Annotated in this window: 12 protein-coding genes; 10 read left to right on the top strand and 2 right to left on the bottom strand. The window is 41.3% G+C overall.

Annotation, left to right across the window (positions count from 1 at the left end):
• The first annotated feature begins 3 nt into the window (after positions 1–3).
• From MHH46_RS27185 to MHH46_RS27175, 3 genes are all read left to right on the top strand, one after another.
• Positions 4–930 (top strand): EamA family transporter, encoded by a 927-nt coding sequence (locus MHH46_RS27185; protein WP_076130480.1) that lies wholly within the window; start codon positions 4–6, stop codon positions 928–930.
• A 162-nt stretch (positions 931–1,092) separates the two neighbouring features.
• Positions 1,093–1,881: an isocitrate lyase/phosphoenolpyruvate mutase family protein gene (locus tag MHH46_RS27180; protein WP_076130461.1), complete on the top strand. Its 789-nt coding sequence runs from the start codon at positions 1,093–1,095 to the stop codon at positions 1,879–1,881.
• Between the two features lie 7 nt (positions 1,882–1,888).
• Positions 1,889–2,959: a bifunctional transcriptional activator/DNA repair enzyme AdaA gene (locus MHH46_RS27175; RefSeq protein ID WP_076194116.1), complete on the top strand. Its 1,071-nt coding sequence runs from the start codon at positions 1,889–1,891 to the stop codon at positions 2,957–2,959.
• A 37-nt stretch (positions 2,960–2,996) separates the two neighbouring features.
• Here MHH46_RS27175 and MHH46_RS27170 read toward each other — a convergent pair whose 3' ends face one another.
• Positions 2,997–3,662: a TetR/AcrR family transcriptional regulator gene (locus tag MHH46_RS27170; RefSeq protein WP_076194117.1), complete on the bottom strand. Its 666-nt coding sequence runs from the start codon at positions 3,660–3,662 to the stop codon at positions 2,997–2,999.
• On the bottom strand, positions 3,655–4,857 hold the full coding sequence (locus MHH46_RS27165; protein ID WP_076194118.1) for an MFS transporter: 1,203 nt from the start codon (positions 4,855–4,857) through the stop codon (positions 3,655–3,657). Before MHH46_RS27165 ends, MHH46_RS27170 begins: the two co-directional genes overlap by 8 nt.
• A 261-nt stretch (positions 4,858–5,118) precedes the next feature.
• On the opposite strand from MHH46_RS27165, the gene MHH46_RS27160 reads away from it, so the two are divergent.
• From MHH46_RS27160 to MHH46_RS27130, 7 genes are all read left to right on the top strand, one after another.
• Positions 5,119–6,657 carry a response regulator gene (locus MHH46_RS27160; protein WP_076194119.1) on the top strand — a complete coding sequence of 513 codons (1,539 nt, stop codon included), beginning with the start codon at positions 5,119–5,121 and terminating at the stop codon, positions 6,655–6,657.
• A gap of 19 nt (positions 6,658–6,676) precedes the next feature.
• Positions 6,677–8,479, top strand: coding sequence for a sensor histidine kinase (locus MHH46_RS27155; protein ID WP_076184836.1), 1,803 nt, complete (start codon positions 6,677–6,679; stop codon positions 8,477–8,479).
• 17 nt (positions 8,480–8,496) lie between these two features.
• Complete coding sequence (locus tag MHH46_RS27150; RefSeq protein WP_076194120.1) at positions 8,497–10,032, top strand: response regulator; 1,536 nt, start codon at positions 8,497–8,499, stop codon at positions 10,030–10,032.
• 115 nt (positions 10,033–10,147) lie between these two features.
• Entirely contained in the window at positions 10,148–11,854 is a 1,707-nt protein-coding gene (locus MHH46_RS27145) for an extracellular solute-binding protein (protein ID WP_076194121.1), read from the top strand.
• 87 nt (positions 11,855–11,941) lie between these two features.
• Positions 11,942–12,910 carry a sugar ABC transporter permease gene (locus MHH46_RS27140; RefSeq protein WP_076130468.1) on the top strand — a complete coding sequence of 323 codons (969 nt, stop codon included), beginning with the start codon at positions 11,942–11,944 and terminating at the stop codon, positions 12,908–12,910.
• A 59-nt stretch (positions 12,911–12,969) separates the two neighbouring features.
• Entirely contained in the window at positions 12,970–13,872 is a 903-nt protein-coding gene (locus MHH46_RS27135) for a carbohydrate ABC transporter permease (RefSeq protein ID WP_139329891.1), read from the top strand.
• Between the two features lie 47 nt (positions 13,873–13,919).
• Positions 13,920–15,452: a glycoside hydrolase family 43 protein gene (locus MHH46_RS27130; RefSeq protein ID WP_076194122.1), complete on the top strand. Its 1,533-nt coding sequence runs from the start codon at positions 13,920–13,922 to the stop codon at positions 15,450–15,452.
• Positions 15,453–15,496: the final 44 nt, after the last annotated feature.

Below are 15,496 nucleotides of genomic sequence, written 5' to 3'. Positions count from 1 at the left end.
AATATGAAGTTATTCAAATATGCTTTACTAGTTTTTTTAGGCGCTTGTAGTTATGGCTCACTCTCTACGATCGTCAAGCTTGGAATGAACGATGGTTTTAGAATGAAACAATTGGTAGGATCACAATACTTTTTTGGATGGTGTATGCTGCTCTTGCTGGTCTTATTATTTTCTCGAAAGAAATTAGGGTTAAAAACAGGCGGGAAATTATTAGCCGCTGGGATCACCATCAGTTTAACTGGCATATTTTATGGCTTCGCCGTTGAACAATTACCTGCTTCGATTGCGATTGTACTGTTATTCCAATTTACTTGGATCGGTGTAATTCTGGAGGCGGTTGTAGATCGAAAACTTCCTAGTCGGGAAAAAGTGATTTCGATGGTTATCCTTCTAATTGGTACAGTATTAGCGGGGGGCATCCTTGAGCCGAGTATAGGTGGAATTACGACCACTGGTGTGATTTTTGGCTTAATGTCAGCCGTGTCGTTTGCTTTCTATATTTTTGTGAGTGGACGAGTAGCTACGCAGGTGCCTGCCGTTAATAAAAGCTTGTATATGACCACTAGTGCAATGGTTATTATTATGACTGTTTTTTCGCCTTCGTTTTTATATGACGGTGCGATTACCGATGGGCTTTGGAAATACGGCCTACCTCTAGGTTTGTTGGGCATCGTAATTCCAGTTCTGTTCTTTTCGATCGGGGTTCCGAAGCTGGGTTCAGGTCTAGGCGCGATTTTAGGGGCAGCGGAGTTACCGGCAGCTGTAGTAGCCTCCGTGTTAGTTCTGCAAGAAGAGGTATCATTACTTCGCTGGATCGGGATTATCGTAGTTCTGATCGGGATCGCAGCTCCACAAATCCTACCGATGGGGACAGGGAAAAAGTCATCCAAACCATCACCGAAGCAATCACTCCGTAAGGTAGAACTTTAATCGGCAAACTGGCATCGATGGTATGATCTGATCCTGAGAGGATTAGATTATCTATCGGTGTTTTTTTTGTGAAAAAAAAGATTGGTGTTAATTTTTCTGGTATCGATAATGGATGTCTATTATATAGTGGTTCTATTCTTAACTAAATGGAGATGACCACTTATGAACACTAAAAACTATGACTATTTTAAAACGCTGCATGATCAAAAAAATCCACTGATCCTGTACAACTGCTGGGATGTAGCCTCGGCTAAAGCAATAGAGCAAGCTGGATCAAAGGCGCTAGCAACCAGCAGCTATTCCATGGCGGAAGCGTGGGGATATTCGGACGGTGAACAGCTTACATTTGAGCTTATGCTTTGGATGATATCAAAGATTGCCGAACGGGTAGCAGTTCCATTGACCGTAGACATCGAAGGTGGATATGCTATAGATGAGGATATTTTAGCGCATAACATGGAGCAGTTATTTCAATTAGATATCTGTGGTATCAATTTTGAAGATCAGATCGTAAATCATCCTAACAATGAACTATGGGAGACCAGCGAACAAAGCCGGAGGATCAAAACCATACAACAAGTAGCCTCCAAACTGCAAAAGCGCGTGTTTATTAACGCTAGAACGGATATCTTTTTCAAGGCTAAGGAACATTCGATGGATCTAGTCAATCAAGCTATAGAACGTACCTATGCTTATGCTGACGCTGGAGCGGATGGGATTTTTATACCGGGGCTCGCTGATCCAAGCTTGATTGAACAATTTGTTGAAAAATCGCCACTGCCTGTGAATATTATGGTTATGGACGGTATGCTTTCAAATCATGAATTGCAAAATATTGGCGTGAAACGGATTAGCTATGGACCGCGTAGTTTCTTTCAGGCACAACATAACCTCCAAGAAAATGCCCGGCAAACGCTTGATGCCTCAGGACTTTATTTAGAAATGAGCTAACCACACTATGATAACTAATGAGCAGGATATCGATAAATATTATAAGATGCTGGTCGAGAAAAATTCGAATTATGAGGGCGTATTTTTTGTAGGAGTGAAAACAACGGGCATCATGTGTAGGCCAACTTGTCCGGCTAAAAAGCCATTAAAAGAAAATTGTGAGTTTTTTGCTACAGCCAAGGAAGCCTTATTAGCTTCATATAGACCTTGTAAAAGGTGTCAGCCGCTATCCAATCCAACAAAAATGTCTCCTGAAGTAAAGCTGCTTGTAGAAGCTATTGAGAGCAATCCGGAACGAAAATGGACAGATAAAGATTTTGATGAGCTGTCTATTAGTGCAAACACGGCACGCCGCCAATTTAAGAAACAATTTGGAATGACCTTTATCGAATATGCACGTTCTAGACGTTTAGGACTGGCATTCAAACATATTAGGAAAGGGGATTCAATCATTAACGCACAACTGGAAAGCGGGTACGATTCGAGCAATGGATTTAGGGATGCTTTTTCACGAACGATGGGGACTGTCCCGAATCATTCCAAGCAGATTAAAGTGCTGTACTGTACTTGGATAGAAACGATATTGGGTTCTATGCTGGCCATCTCCGATGAAGAGAGTCTTTTACTGCTGGAATTTGTGGATCGCAAGGGACTTGAAAATGAAATCAAGAGATTACGCACTCGTTTAAATGCAACTATATTACCTGAAAAGGTAGCCGTCCTTCACCAAATTGAGGAGGAATTGAAGCTGTATTTCACCGGTGAACTTACGGAATTTACAACGCCGGTTCGTTATTTGGGCTCAGACTTTCAGCAAAAGGTGTGGAATGAACTCCGGAAAATACCTCTGGGACAGACAGCTTCTTATAAGGAGCTTGCAGAGAAAATCAACAATCCTTCTGCTTGCCGCGCTGTAGCAAGGGCGAATGGCACCAATCAACTCTCAATCTTGGTTCCATGTCATCGAGTGATAAATAGCAATGGTGAATTGGGGGGCTATGGAGGCGGGCTTGCCAGAAAAGAATGGTTAATCAAACATGAGTCTAACCGCTCCTTAAAGGAGAATAATTTTATTTAACTACTTCTCTCTATTACGGAGAAAGTGATGGGTCCCCTTACTTCAAGGCAGGAGATTCATCACTTTCTGTACTTAAATACTGAACTAACATGTCCACAAATCGGTTAGCAATTTGAATATCCTGAAGTTCGTTGTTGAAATCGTCTTTGGAAATCAGGCTCATTTTCTGCAATAAACCCATCATAGACGTGAAGATGAAATGAGCAGTGGATAAGGGTTCTGTATCAAATTTTAATGATCCATCTTTAACTCCGGCCTCTAGAGCATCCATTAAGAAATGTCGTTCTTTACCCCGCATCACAAAATTTCTGTAATTTTCTTTGAGTTCTTTACTGTAATCATAGGCTTCAAAATGCAAATCGAATAGAAGAATGAATTTGATGTAACCTGGGTGTTGCCGGGCATAATCAATCCAAGCATTAAGCATCGAAGCAAGCATTTGCTTACCATTCATTTCAATTGAAGAAGGTGCGCTTCTAACAAATTGCGTCATACTCTCCAGGATTTCCATCTGGACCTCAAAAATCAGTTCGTTCATGGACTGGAAATGCTTATAAAAGGTAACCCGGCTTACACCAGCCACGTCGCAGACATCCTTAATATTAACTTTAAGAAAGCTTTGCTTCATAAAAAGATCCTTCGCCGCAGCAATCAATTCTTCCCGGTTTCTGTTTTTTAAATTCTGGTGCCAGTTCTCAGTCATGGGTTACACTCCTTTCTTGTTCTTTTTTTGGTTTTTGTAAGGTGATGAAAAAGGCTGAGGCCAGGATAATTGCCCCAAAAATATAGGGGATATCCATGTGTTTGTCAAACATCAATCCTGCTAAAATGGGTCCAAGTATGTTTCCTATGCTGGTATACGTTGTATTTAATCCGGCAGCATATCCTTGCCGATCACCAGCTGAGTTGGCAATCAATGTACTTACTGTGGGTCGTAAAAAAGCATTAAAAGCAAAAAATAAACCGGATACAACTAATAAATAACCTAAATTGATCTTGAATATCATCAACAATAAGGTTATAGCGGTCATCACCAATGATATACGTATAAGCTTTATCTCGCCAAGTCTCTTAATCAGATGATCAAGCAGCCAGATCTGCACAATAATGCCTATAATAGCACCAACCGTAATAATGATTGAGATTTTCGTTGCATCAAAACCGTATTTTTGTTCCACAAAAAGGGCGTACACCGTTTCATAATTCATCAGACCAAATGTCATGATCAGAATGAGCAGAAGATAGCGGAAATAGGACGTCCGGAATGAATTTACGATTTGATTACGAATGGATTCGCGAGGGGCCTGTTTGTTAACAGATTTCCGTTTTTCCTTTGGGAGTGTCTCTGGCATATAAAAACAAAGTATCGTAGCGATAAGTCCAAGTCCACCCGCAAAAAAATAAGGCATCCGTATGCCAAACCCAGCGATAATGCCGCCTAACCCTGGACCAAGTACCATACCCAAATTCATGGAGGCCCCCAAGTACCCCATACCTTTAGCACGGGTTTCATGGGTAGTGATATCAGCGACGTAGGCCATATTGGAAGGAACCATGATTCCGATACCTATACCCCCAATAAATCTTGCGATATAGAGTAGGGGTAATGTCGTAGAGACAGCAAATATCAGATCTGAAAGCACGGTTAAAAACATTCCGGAAATGATCATTGATTTTCTTCCCCATTTATCCGAAAGCTGTCCCCCTATAGGTGAAAAAATAAACTGTGCTGCTCCAAAAGCTGCAATAAGATATCCGGCAGCAGCTCCTGACGCATTAAACAGCTTCAGATACTCAGGTAGAATGGGAATAACCATACCTTGCCCTAATAAAGCGATAAATAGATTCAACATCAGAATGAAAAGTGGAAATCTAGCAGACTTAGATAAGCTGCTCATATCTTTGCCCTCCAATATGGTTTACACTATGTAATTCTTTACTCAATGTAAACCATGATAATGGAATGATGGGTCCTTGTAAAGGTGTATCTGAAATATAGGATACGTCGTTTTTTGTGCGTTTTTTCAAGTAAAAAAAGTACTGTTTTAAACAAAAGAAGGAAAATTTATGAATTCACATCATTATCCAAGTATGATAGCATGATCTATATATTTTGGTGTAAAGCGCGGGCTTATCTTAATAAGATTGGAGCGAACATCATGCTTAAGGTTCTGATCGTGGACGATGAACCCTGGGTTCTTGAGGGGCTAAGGACGATGATCGACTGGGAAAAATTCGGTTATGAAGTTTGTGGTGAAGCTCAAAACGGCACGGATGCGATGAGGCTTATCCAGGAGAATAAACCGGAACTGGTTCTTACGGATATTAATATGCCTGTAATTAACGGACTTGAGCTTATTACAAAGTTGAATGAGGTCATGGAGAAACCTCCTAAATTTGTGATTCTGTCTGGATATGATGACTTCAAGTATGCACGTACGGCATTGCGCCAGCGGGTAAATGAATATTTATTAAAACCCATTGATGATGAAGAAATAGAGGCTTTATTAAGCAGGATCACTCCAATAATCCAAAATGAAATCGCTTCCAATGAGGAGTTTGATAAAAAGCAATTTTTTATCGTAAATAATATCATCAACCGCCTGATCCAAGGGGAGTATAACGAAAATTTAGAGCTTCTAACCCGAAACACCTTGAAGCTTCAAGCGGATGCAGAGTTAATGTGTATTCTTATCGAACCGGCCTCCTCTATGAATCCATTCCAACCGCAGATAAGTGATTATTTTTCCGAGGAACACTTCTGCTTCTTTCAAGACGGATCGGGAAGAGCGGGGATCATTCTTCAGTCTGCTTCTATCGGCAATGAGAGCCTGGAGACTATCGTCAACCAGATGCATTCAGATCTCACTGAACAATCACAGGAGCTGGTCTTTTTAGCACTTAGCAGCAGAATGGTCGGGGTGAGCTCGATTCGAGAGATTTATAGGCAGGCACTTGAGGTATGGAAACGAAAAACGCATCAGCAGAAAAGAGGGGTCTTTTATTATAGTGAGCTTAGGAACCTGAAAAAGGAAGAACCTCATGAGGACCATTTCAGACAGCTGCTGCATAAGGTCCAAACGAATGATACGGAACAGATCCAGCCTTGTGTAAAAGAAGCGTTCACTGCTTTCGTTGAGAATCTGTTGACCCTTGAAGTTGTAAAAGCAAAAGTGGCCCATTTAGAGCTTACGATCTGTAGAATTATAGCTCAAATGAATGGAGACCCGGATACGATTATGATTAAGCTTCAGCAAGAATACGGAAATCTAGGTGAGCTTAGTGATTATTTTATATTAAGCCGTTATGTACAAAGTCTGTGTGAACGGGCTGCCGTCTATCTGTCTGAACTAGAGCAGCAGAATGAACAAAATACGATTTACAAGGTTATTCAGTATGTGGATCGGGAATTTCGGAATAAATTAAAGCTTCAGGATTTGGCACAACAATTTCATATTAATTCTACCTATTTGGGACAACTGTTCAGAAAGCAAACGGGTCAGGGTTTTAGTGAATACCTAAATGCCAAACGGATTGAAGAGGCAAAAAGTCTGCTGAAGCGAACACAGTTAAAGATATCGGATATAGCGGTGCAGGTGGGATTCTCTAACACTGATTATTTTATAGATAAGTTTAAGCTGCTTGTAGGGGTAGTACCATCCGTGTATAAAAATGAGAATAAGAACCAACAGCTCTAGGGGAAGCAAGGTGTTTCATATGGAGAGAAAAAAATTCAGATTTAGAAAAGTAGTGAATGATATTCCCTTAAATTATAAATTTTCCCTTATTTATATCATAGGTGTTCTTCTCCCTATCATTATTATTAACCTTGTTTTTTTGGATCGGATTTCCGATCTGATCAAATCGAGAGAGCAGCAGAATCTAGAGATATCCTTAGAAAGAGCCCGAAAGGATATTCATGACTTCATTGAAGGTGGGGTAGCTGTCAGCTATACGCTTTCTGCTGATAAGAACCTGTATGAATTGCTTGAGCGGACGTATGGGAACTCTATTGAATTCTATGACACTTTTGATGAACAGCTAAGAGGCCGCATGAATAGCTATATGCCGGTGAACAATCAGATTGAACGGATTACTGTATTCACGAACAATGATTCCATTGTTTCTGGCAGCAACTATCAGGTCATCAATGAAAAGGTTATGAATAGTGAATGGTATAAGCAGTCGAAGGCTGCGAATAAACATCTGTTTCTTGCCGCTTATCATATGAGTGACATCTCTAGTGTGATTTCTACAGCGCCTTATTTGAGTGTTATTGAGCGAATGGACGCTTACAGCTCATACAATAAATTTGAAAAGCTGCTTAGAATTGATTTGGATCTCAGTAAAATATATGACGTGATTATCAGAGAAAAAGATTACTTGAGTCTTTATCTGGTTAACGAGCAGGACGAGATTATTATGTCTGCCCAAAGCGGGTATCAAAGAGGCACCACGGAACCTTATCCCGTGTTCAAGCTGCAGGATGATGAGCGCAAGGAGGATGTGCATATTGTACCCGTCGGCGGAGCTAGTTATATAAAAGGCTGGCGGATAATAGGAATTACACAAGGTGAGCGTATTGCCCAAGCGATAATGGAGATTCGGATTTATGCAGGGATTCTGGCGTCTATTGTCACGCTAATCACAACCGCTTTTTTATATGTGATGTTAAGATCCTATAATTATCGGGTGAAACGGTTGTCCAGACATATGCAGAAAGTATCCAATGAGAAATTTGAGCTGATTCGGATTGATGAAGGTCAGGATGAGATCGGGGGCTTGATCCGTAATTTTAACAGGATGACCACTACCATTAATTCCTTGATCAATGATGTATATAAACTGGAGATTCAAAAAAATAATCTGGAGATGGAAAGAGTAAGAGCTGAACTGAATTTCCTGCAAAGCCAGATGAATCCGCATTTTCTGTTTAATACGTTAAATGCCATTTTGGTGGTCTGTACTAAAAATAATTACTCGGATGTTACGGATATCATTAAGAGTTTATCGAAATTACTTAGACGGCTGCTGAGCTGGAAAGAGGATCTCGTTACCTTGGAAGAAGAAATGACTTTCATCGAGATGTATTTGAAAATTGAAAAATTCCGGTTCAGGGATAAATTCGACTATCAATTTGAGATCGATGAGCAGTCGCTTCAATATAAGATTCCCAAGCTAAGCATGCAGCCGCTCGTTGAGAATTCCTGCAAACATGGTCTACAGGCCATAGAGGGACTAGGTGTGATAAAAGTGAAGACGTTAGTGGAGGAGGGACGATTAAAAGTTACCGTCTCTGATAACGGTAAAGGGATAGAGCCAGAGAAGCTGCAAGAATTATTAGGTAATGTTCAAAATGAAGCGTCTTCGGGAACGAATATCGGAATCCGCAACGTGTACCGCCGATTAGAATTGTACTATGAAGATCAGGTCCGTTTTGATATCAGCAGCGTTCCGGATGAAGGGACCATTGTCACTTTTGACATTCCACTAAAACTCCTGGAACGGAAGAATAGCTAGAAAGTGAGGGACCCCCAATGAAATACAAAGTATTATTGATCGATGATGAGCCTAGTGCGCTTGAAGCGATGCAGCTGTGGATTGATTGGCAGGAGCTTGGCTTTGAGGTATGCGGAACCTCCAGCAATGGCAAAGAGGGGCTGGAGCTAATGAAACAGCTAGAGCCAGATCTTGTAATTACGGATGTTAATATGCCGCTAATGAATGGGTTGGAGATGGTCGCAGCTTGGCAACAAGCTGAGATTAAGGAGATCAAATTTGCCATACTAAGTGGTTATAGTGAGTTTGAATATGCCAAGACAGCTATACACTATGGAATTAATCATTATCTGATGAAGCCAGTGTTTCCGGAAGAGGCGGCAGAAGAATTGCTGGAGATATATCAGGAGCTGGAGCAGGAAGCTCAGAAGCGCAGTTTAAATCAAATAGCCTCCGCGGAGGAGGCTGTTTCTCTCCTGAAAGGAATGCTGCATGAGAAAGCTGAGCAGTCGAATCAGGAGGTACTTAACCGACTATCGAAAGGTAAAAGCGTTTGGAATATTTGTTTGATACAGACAGAGCCGGTTTTATATACGGAGATCAGAGAGCAAGCCTCAGCCCTCCTAACCGATAAAGATTCGATGTTTCTGATGGATCTGGAGAGTCATTGTTTTGGAATCGTATATGGATACAATTCATTGTCCACTGAGGGAGCTGTGATCGATCAGATTGCAACTCCTTTGCTGAATGAACACCCCAAACAAGCTTTATATATTGCAACAGGTGCTGGTGTAGGCTCCTTGCTTCAGATCGGGAACAGTTTCCGAATGGCGAAAGAAGCATTAATGTATTATTTTTATTATTCTGAAAATGTAGAGATCCTGACTTATCAGGAGATTAAGGATAGTCCCTTTAGTTATCATTATGATCAAATTCAACTGATGGATGACTTGATAAGACCGATTAACACCCTGGACTCCGCAGGCTTTAGCCAAGCTGTGAACTCGGCAGCCCGCAGTTTCCGGGAACAGCGCATCGCTCCAGAGGTTGTGAAGAAAATTGTTATTCATATGATGTATAAGATTATTGAGTTTACCTCGGAAGCCAGTGAAGTTCATGAGTCCTCCTTATCTAATCAAATTAGAATCCCCGCGATGTTAGACTCAATGATCACCTTGACGGACTTAATGCGTAATTTGCTATTCTGCGGCGAGGCCAGTATCGATATCCTTCTTAAGGAACAAAACCTAAAATCACAGGGGATTGTTCAGGAGATTAACAATTATATTGAAGAGCATTTTCGCGAATGTCTTACCATTAAGAGACTATCAGAGGTTTTTTTCCTGCACCCGGTATATCTGGGTCAATTATTGATCAAGAAGAACGGTATTAATTTCAATGAACAGCTGCATAACCTCCGAATAAAAGAGGCAGTACATTTACTTCAACAAAATAAATTAAAAAATAGTGAAATCGCTGAAAAAGTGGGCTATGGCAATTATAGTCAGTTCCTCAAGCAATTTGAAAAAAAACTGCATATGAGCCCTAACGAATTTAAAAACACTAATACCTAAACTTTTTGGGGGTACATCTTTAATTCTGGCGTATTTTCAGAAGATTATCACCTCTATAATTTAACTTGTAAGGGCTTACAACATTGTTACACCAACAAATATATGGAGGTGCTTTATGGGGGGCAAGTTAATATCCAAATGGAAACTTAGTCTGATTGCTGTGTTATCCCTAAGCTTTACCTTAGCAGGGTGCGGAGGAAATAACAGCAACAATACGACGGCTAAAGGGGAAGACAAACCAGCAGAAACAGCCACTTCAACTGCTGCAGGAACAGATTCTGATAAGATTGAACCTTTTGAAATTAGTATCTTTCTTGGAGAAGCAGGCCAGCAACCAACACCAGATAATAAAATTTACAAAATGATTAAAGAAAAAACAGGCGCATCCTTCAATTTCGAATTCTTAGCTGGGGATCTTAACCAGAAGCTAGGCGTAATGATTGCCGGTCAGGATTATCCGGATTTGATGACTGCCAATACTAAGCTGACAGGAGCGGAAGCTTTTATCCCGCTTGAAGATTTGATTGAACAATATGCTCCAAACTTGAAAGCGCATTACGCAGATTACTGGAACATGATGAAAGACCCGAATGATGGACATATTTATACGCTTCCGAATTATGGTGCGTATAACGGTAAAGTGAATACAACCTATTATGCAGGTCCTGCTTTCTGGATTCAGAAGGACATCCTGAAAGATGCTGGTTATCCAAAGGTGAAGACCTTGGACGAGTATTTTGACCTCATTGTGAAATATAAAGAAAAAAATCCAACTATCGATGGAACGCCAACCATCGGATTCGAAATTCTTAACAACGACTGGAGAAACTGGGGGTTGTTTAACGCTCCTCAGCATCTGATCGGACACCCTAATGATGGCGGGGTAGTAGTTAATGATAACGTTGCAGAAATCTTCGCAGATAAAGACTATGCTAAGCAGTACTATCAAAAGCTTAATGAAATGAACCAATTGGGCGTTATCGACCAAGAAACATTTGTGCAAAACTACGATCAATATTTGGCGAAACTGTCTAGTGGAGCCGTTCTGGGAATGTTTGATCAGCACTGGAACTTTGGTTCAGCAGAAGATTCACTCCGGACACAAGGTAAAGATGAAAGAACTTATGTAGGACTTCCACTTGTGTTTGATACCAGCACTAAAGATTATTATCTGGATCGCCCAGCGCTGAACTTGAATAATGGCTTCGGGATCAGTATCAATGCCAAAAACCCTGAAAGAATTATTAAACTAATGGATACATTGATTCAAGAAGATTGGCAAAAAATCTTCACTTGGGGTATTGAAGGTGAAGATTATCAAGTGGAAAATGGCCGTTTTATAAGAAATGAAGAACAACGGAAGAACGCAGTTGATGCTACATGGAAGCTCAGCAACAAAGCAGATGCTTGGTATGCTACAGCTCCGAAATTGCAAGGATTCTTTGAGGATGGAAACTCAACAGATGCTGCGGCTCAACCAGAAGAATACCGGGCTGCACTCAAGCCGTATGACAAGGAAATCCTTGATGCTTATGGCTACAACAGTTATGTGGATTTCTTCAGCGAGCCTGAGCCGAACCCAGTAGCTTATCCAGCTTGGTCCATAGATCTTGTTGAAGGCTCAGATGCCAAAATTGCCGAAACGAAGCTGAATGAATTGCGAACCAAATACCTGCCAAAAGCAATCTTGGCCAGTCCATCAGAATTCGATAAGGTTTGGAATGACTTTGTTGGAGAAATTGGTAAAGCGAATGTCAAAGCCTATGAAGACAAAATCAATGAACAGCTTAAATGGAGATTTGATACTTGGAGTGTTAAATAGTTAGAGCTTGCTTAAAAATCAGAAAGTGGTGGCTTATTAGGCCAACCACTTTCTGAAATATATGGATGATGTGGGGAGAAAACATATATGGATGAGATATTAACGGGGAAAAAAGTTAACCGGCATCCTAAAAGAAAAAAGAAGCAACCGATTACTATGACCTTGATTAAGAATCAGAAACAGCTGATTTGGATGTCGGTTCCATTAATGCTTTATATTATACTATTTGCTTATGTTCCCATCTGGGGATGGACGATGGCTTTCCAAGATTATAAACCAGCTAGAGCATTTAGTGAACAAACATGGGTGGGTTTAAAACACTTCAAGTTTCTTTTTACGGACGATAGCTTTTTGAGAGTACTGCGCAATACGTTGGCCATGGGCCTAATTAATCTAGTTCTAGGATTTGTGACTGCGATAATACTGGCATTGCTGCTTAATGAGATCAAAAATGTATTTTGGAAAAGAACCGTTCAGACCATATCCTACTTGCCTCACTTCCTCTCTTGGATTATTGTAACAGGCATTGTAGCTACTTCTCTTTCGGTTAATGACGGGATTATCAACATCGTGCTCATGAAATTGCATCTCATTGATTCACCGATCCTTTGGTTGAGTGAAGGGAAGTATTTCTGGGGTATTGTAGGTGCTTCACACGTCTGGAAAGAAGTCGGATGGAGTACTATCATCTACTTGGCGGCTATCGCCTCTATTGATCCGGCTTTATATGAAGCTGCTGAGATTGATGGAGCGAACCGGTATAAGAAAATGCGTCATGTAACTTTGCCGGGCATGAAAGCAACCATTGTAATCCTGTTAATAATGTCCGTAGGACATGTACTGGAAGCTGGATTTGAGGTTCAGTACTTGTTAGGAAACGGGCTTGTCGTAGATTGGTCGGAAACGATTGATATATTTGTATTGAAATATGGTATAGCGCAAGGGAATTATTCCTTAGCTACCGCGGGTGGTATTTTCAAAACAGTCGTAAGTGTAACGTTGCTGCTATTAGCTAACTGGACTGCGAAGCGGCTAGGGGAAGAGAGGCTGTTATAATCATGGAAAAAACTCAATTGATTCCTCAAAAATCTCCAAAAAGTAATGCTGGAAACCGGATGAAAAATCTGAGGTTCGAACCCGTAGTGTTCAGCACCTTCAATACTATATTTATGGTTTGTCTAGTTATTGTTACCTTGTATCCATTCCTGAATACTATAGCAGTCTCCTTTAATGCGGGGAATGATACCATCCGCGGCGGCATTTATTTATGGCCTAGAGAGTGGACCATACAGAACTACAAAGCGGTTTTTGCCTCAGGTACAATTTATAATGCTTTTTGGATTTCGGTAGCACGAACAGTGATATCTACGATCCTGAATCTATTTTTAACCACGATGCTTGCGTATACGTTAAGCCGGAAAGAATATGTTTTCCGCAAACATATTACCTTTATATTCGTCCTTACCATGTATTTTAGTGCGGGTCTGATTCCAAACTATTTCCTTATGAAGGATCTTCATTTGCTCAATTCGTTCTGGGTATATGTAATCCCGTCCATGGTAAGTGCATTTAATATGATCGTTATCCGTACTTATATTGGTACCTTACATGAAAGTCTTATGGAATCTGCAAGAATCGACGGTGCCGGGGAATTCAAGATCTTCATGAAAGTAGTCTTCCCTTTGTGTAAACCTGTTCTTGCTACCATCGCCCTTTTTGTTGCAGTAGGTGCGTGGAACCAATGGTTTGATGCGTTTATCTACACCTCTTCCCGCCAGAACTTGAGTACATTGCAATATGAATTAATGAAGCTGCTATCCTCTACTATGAACTCGAACAGTAACCCTAGTGTAAATAACGGGACAGGGATGACTCAGGAGTCGGTACATGCCATGGTTACACCAATCTCCATACGGGCAGCCGTTACGATCGTTGCTTCGGTTCCAATTTTGCTAGTTTATCCATTCATGCAGAAATATTTTGTGGTCGGTCTAAATGTAGGAAGCGTGAAGGAATAAGGAGCTTGCAATCACTATTAAGTAATAGGAAGGTTGTCTGTTAAATTATGACCCCATCTTCAATCACATACACGAATCCGATACTTCCAGGCTTCTATCCTGATCCAAGTATCACTCGGGCAGGGGATGACTACTATTTAGTTTGCAGCTCCTTTGAGTATTTCCCTGGCGTACCTATTTTTCATAGTCAGGATTTGATTCACTGGACACAAATAGGTCATGTACTCAATCGTGTAAGTCAGCTGGATACTCGTAAAAGCAAGAGCTCTGGAGGGATATTTGCACCAACGATCCGCTATCATGAAGGAACGTTTTACATGATAACGACCGAAGTACACGGGAAAGGGAATTTCTATGTTACGGCTACGGACCCTGCGGGTCCGTGGTCAGATCCGATTAGTATTCCTTATGGAGGAATTGATCCTTCTCTAATGTTTGATGAGGATGGAAAAGTATATGTAACCACCCAGCAGGGGGCAGATTATGACTCCCATGCCATCCAATATGAGATAGATATCGCTACGGGAGCAGCATTAACAGAACCAGTTGTCATCTGGACTGGGGATGGCGGACCTTGGACGGAAGGCCCTCATTTGTACAAAATAAATGGAATGTATTATATCATGACGGCTTCAGGAGGAACGGCTAAGGAACATCGGGAGATCATTGGCCGCAGCTCCTCTCCATATGGACCGTTTGAACGATTGCCGCATCCGATATTGACGCACAGCGGTACTGACAATCCCATTCAGTATTTAGGGCATGCCGATTTGATTGAGGATCGTAACGGGGATTGGTGGGCCGTATTCCTTGGAGTAAGACTAGTAGATACAAAATTCACTGTGCTTGGAAGAGAGACTTTCCTTGCTCCCGTAAGCTGGACTGAAGACGGATGGCCGATGATCGATAATAATGAAGACACAGTTGGACTGGAAATGAGGGTTTCACGTGTACCTGGTCAATCGCCAAAACCTGAGACTAGTGGAAGATATGATTTTGATGATCAAGTATTGCCGCTGGGATTAGCCTTTCTGCGGAATCCGGCTGAGGGAAGCTGGTCCTTAAACGAAAGACAGGGATGGTTATCTCTTCGAGGACAATCTGCAGGTCTCAGTGAAGTAGGCCAAGTGGCTTTTGTAGGCAGAAGACAGCAGCATACTTCGGCAGAATGGAGCACGCTGCTTGAAATGCCTTCATCTATTGCTGATGTGGAAGCTGGACTTTGCGCCAGATTAGATGAGAATGCTCATTATGAAATTGGACTTGTTCAAAAAAACGGGCAAAAAGTGATTACAGCTCATGTGACTATGGATGGAGTAACCCATACAGCGGCAGAGGTTCCAACTACTGCCGAGCGAATTTATTTGAAAGTTAAGGCTGAGCTTACCGAATACAGCTTCCTTTATTCTTTGGATGGGCAGGAGTGGAATAAGCTATCAACAGCAGCAGCGTATCCATTATCTCCTCAAGCCGTAAAAGGAAATGGATTTACGGGTGTTCTTATCGGATTATATGCAACAGGTCATGGCAAGGTGGCTGAGGTGCCTGCCTACTTCGATTGGTTCGATTATCAGTCTTAATTATTCGAATACTGATATAAATGCGTTTGTCAGGAGGGAACTTG

The sequence above is a fragment of the Paenibacillus sp. FSL H8-0175 genome (assembly GCF_045040615.1).
GTDB classification, from domain to species: domain Bacteria; phylum Bacillota; class Bacilli; order Paenibacillales; family Paenibacillaceae; genus Paenibacillus_AQ; species Paenibacillus_AQ odorifer.
Note: the sequence above shows the minus strand (reverse complement) of the source record. Positions and strands in the feature narration are given on the sequence as shown.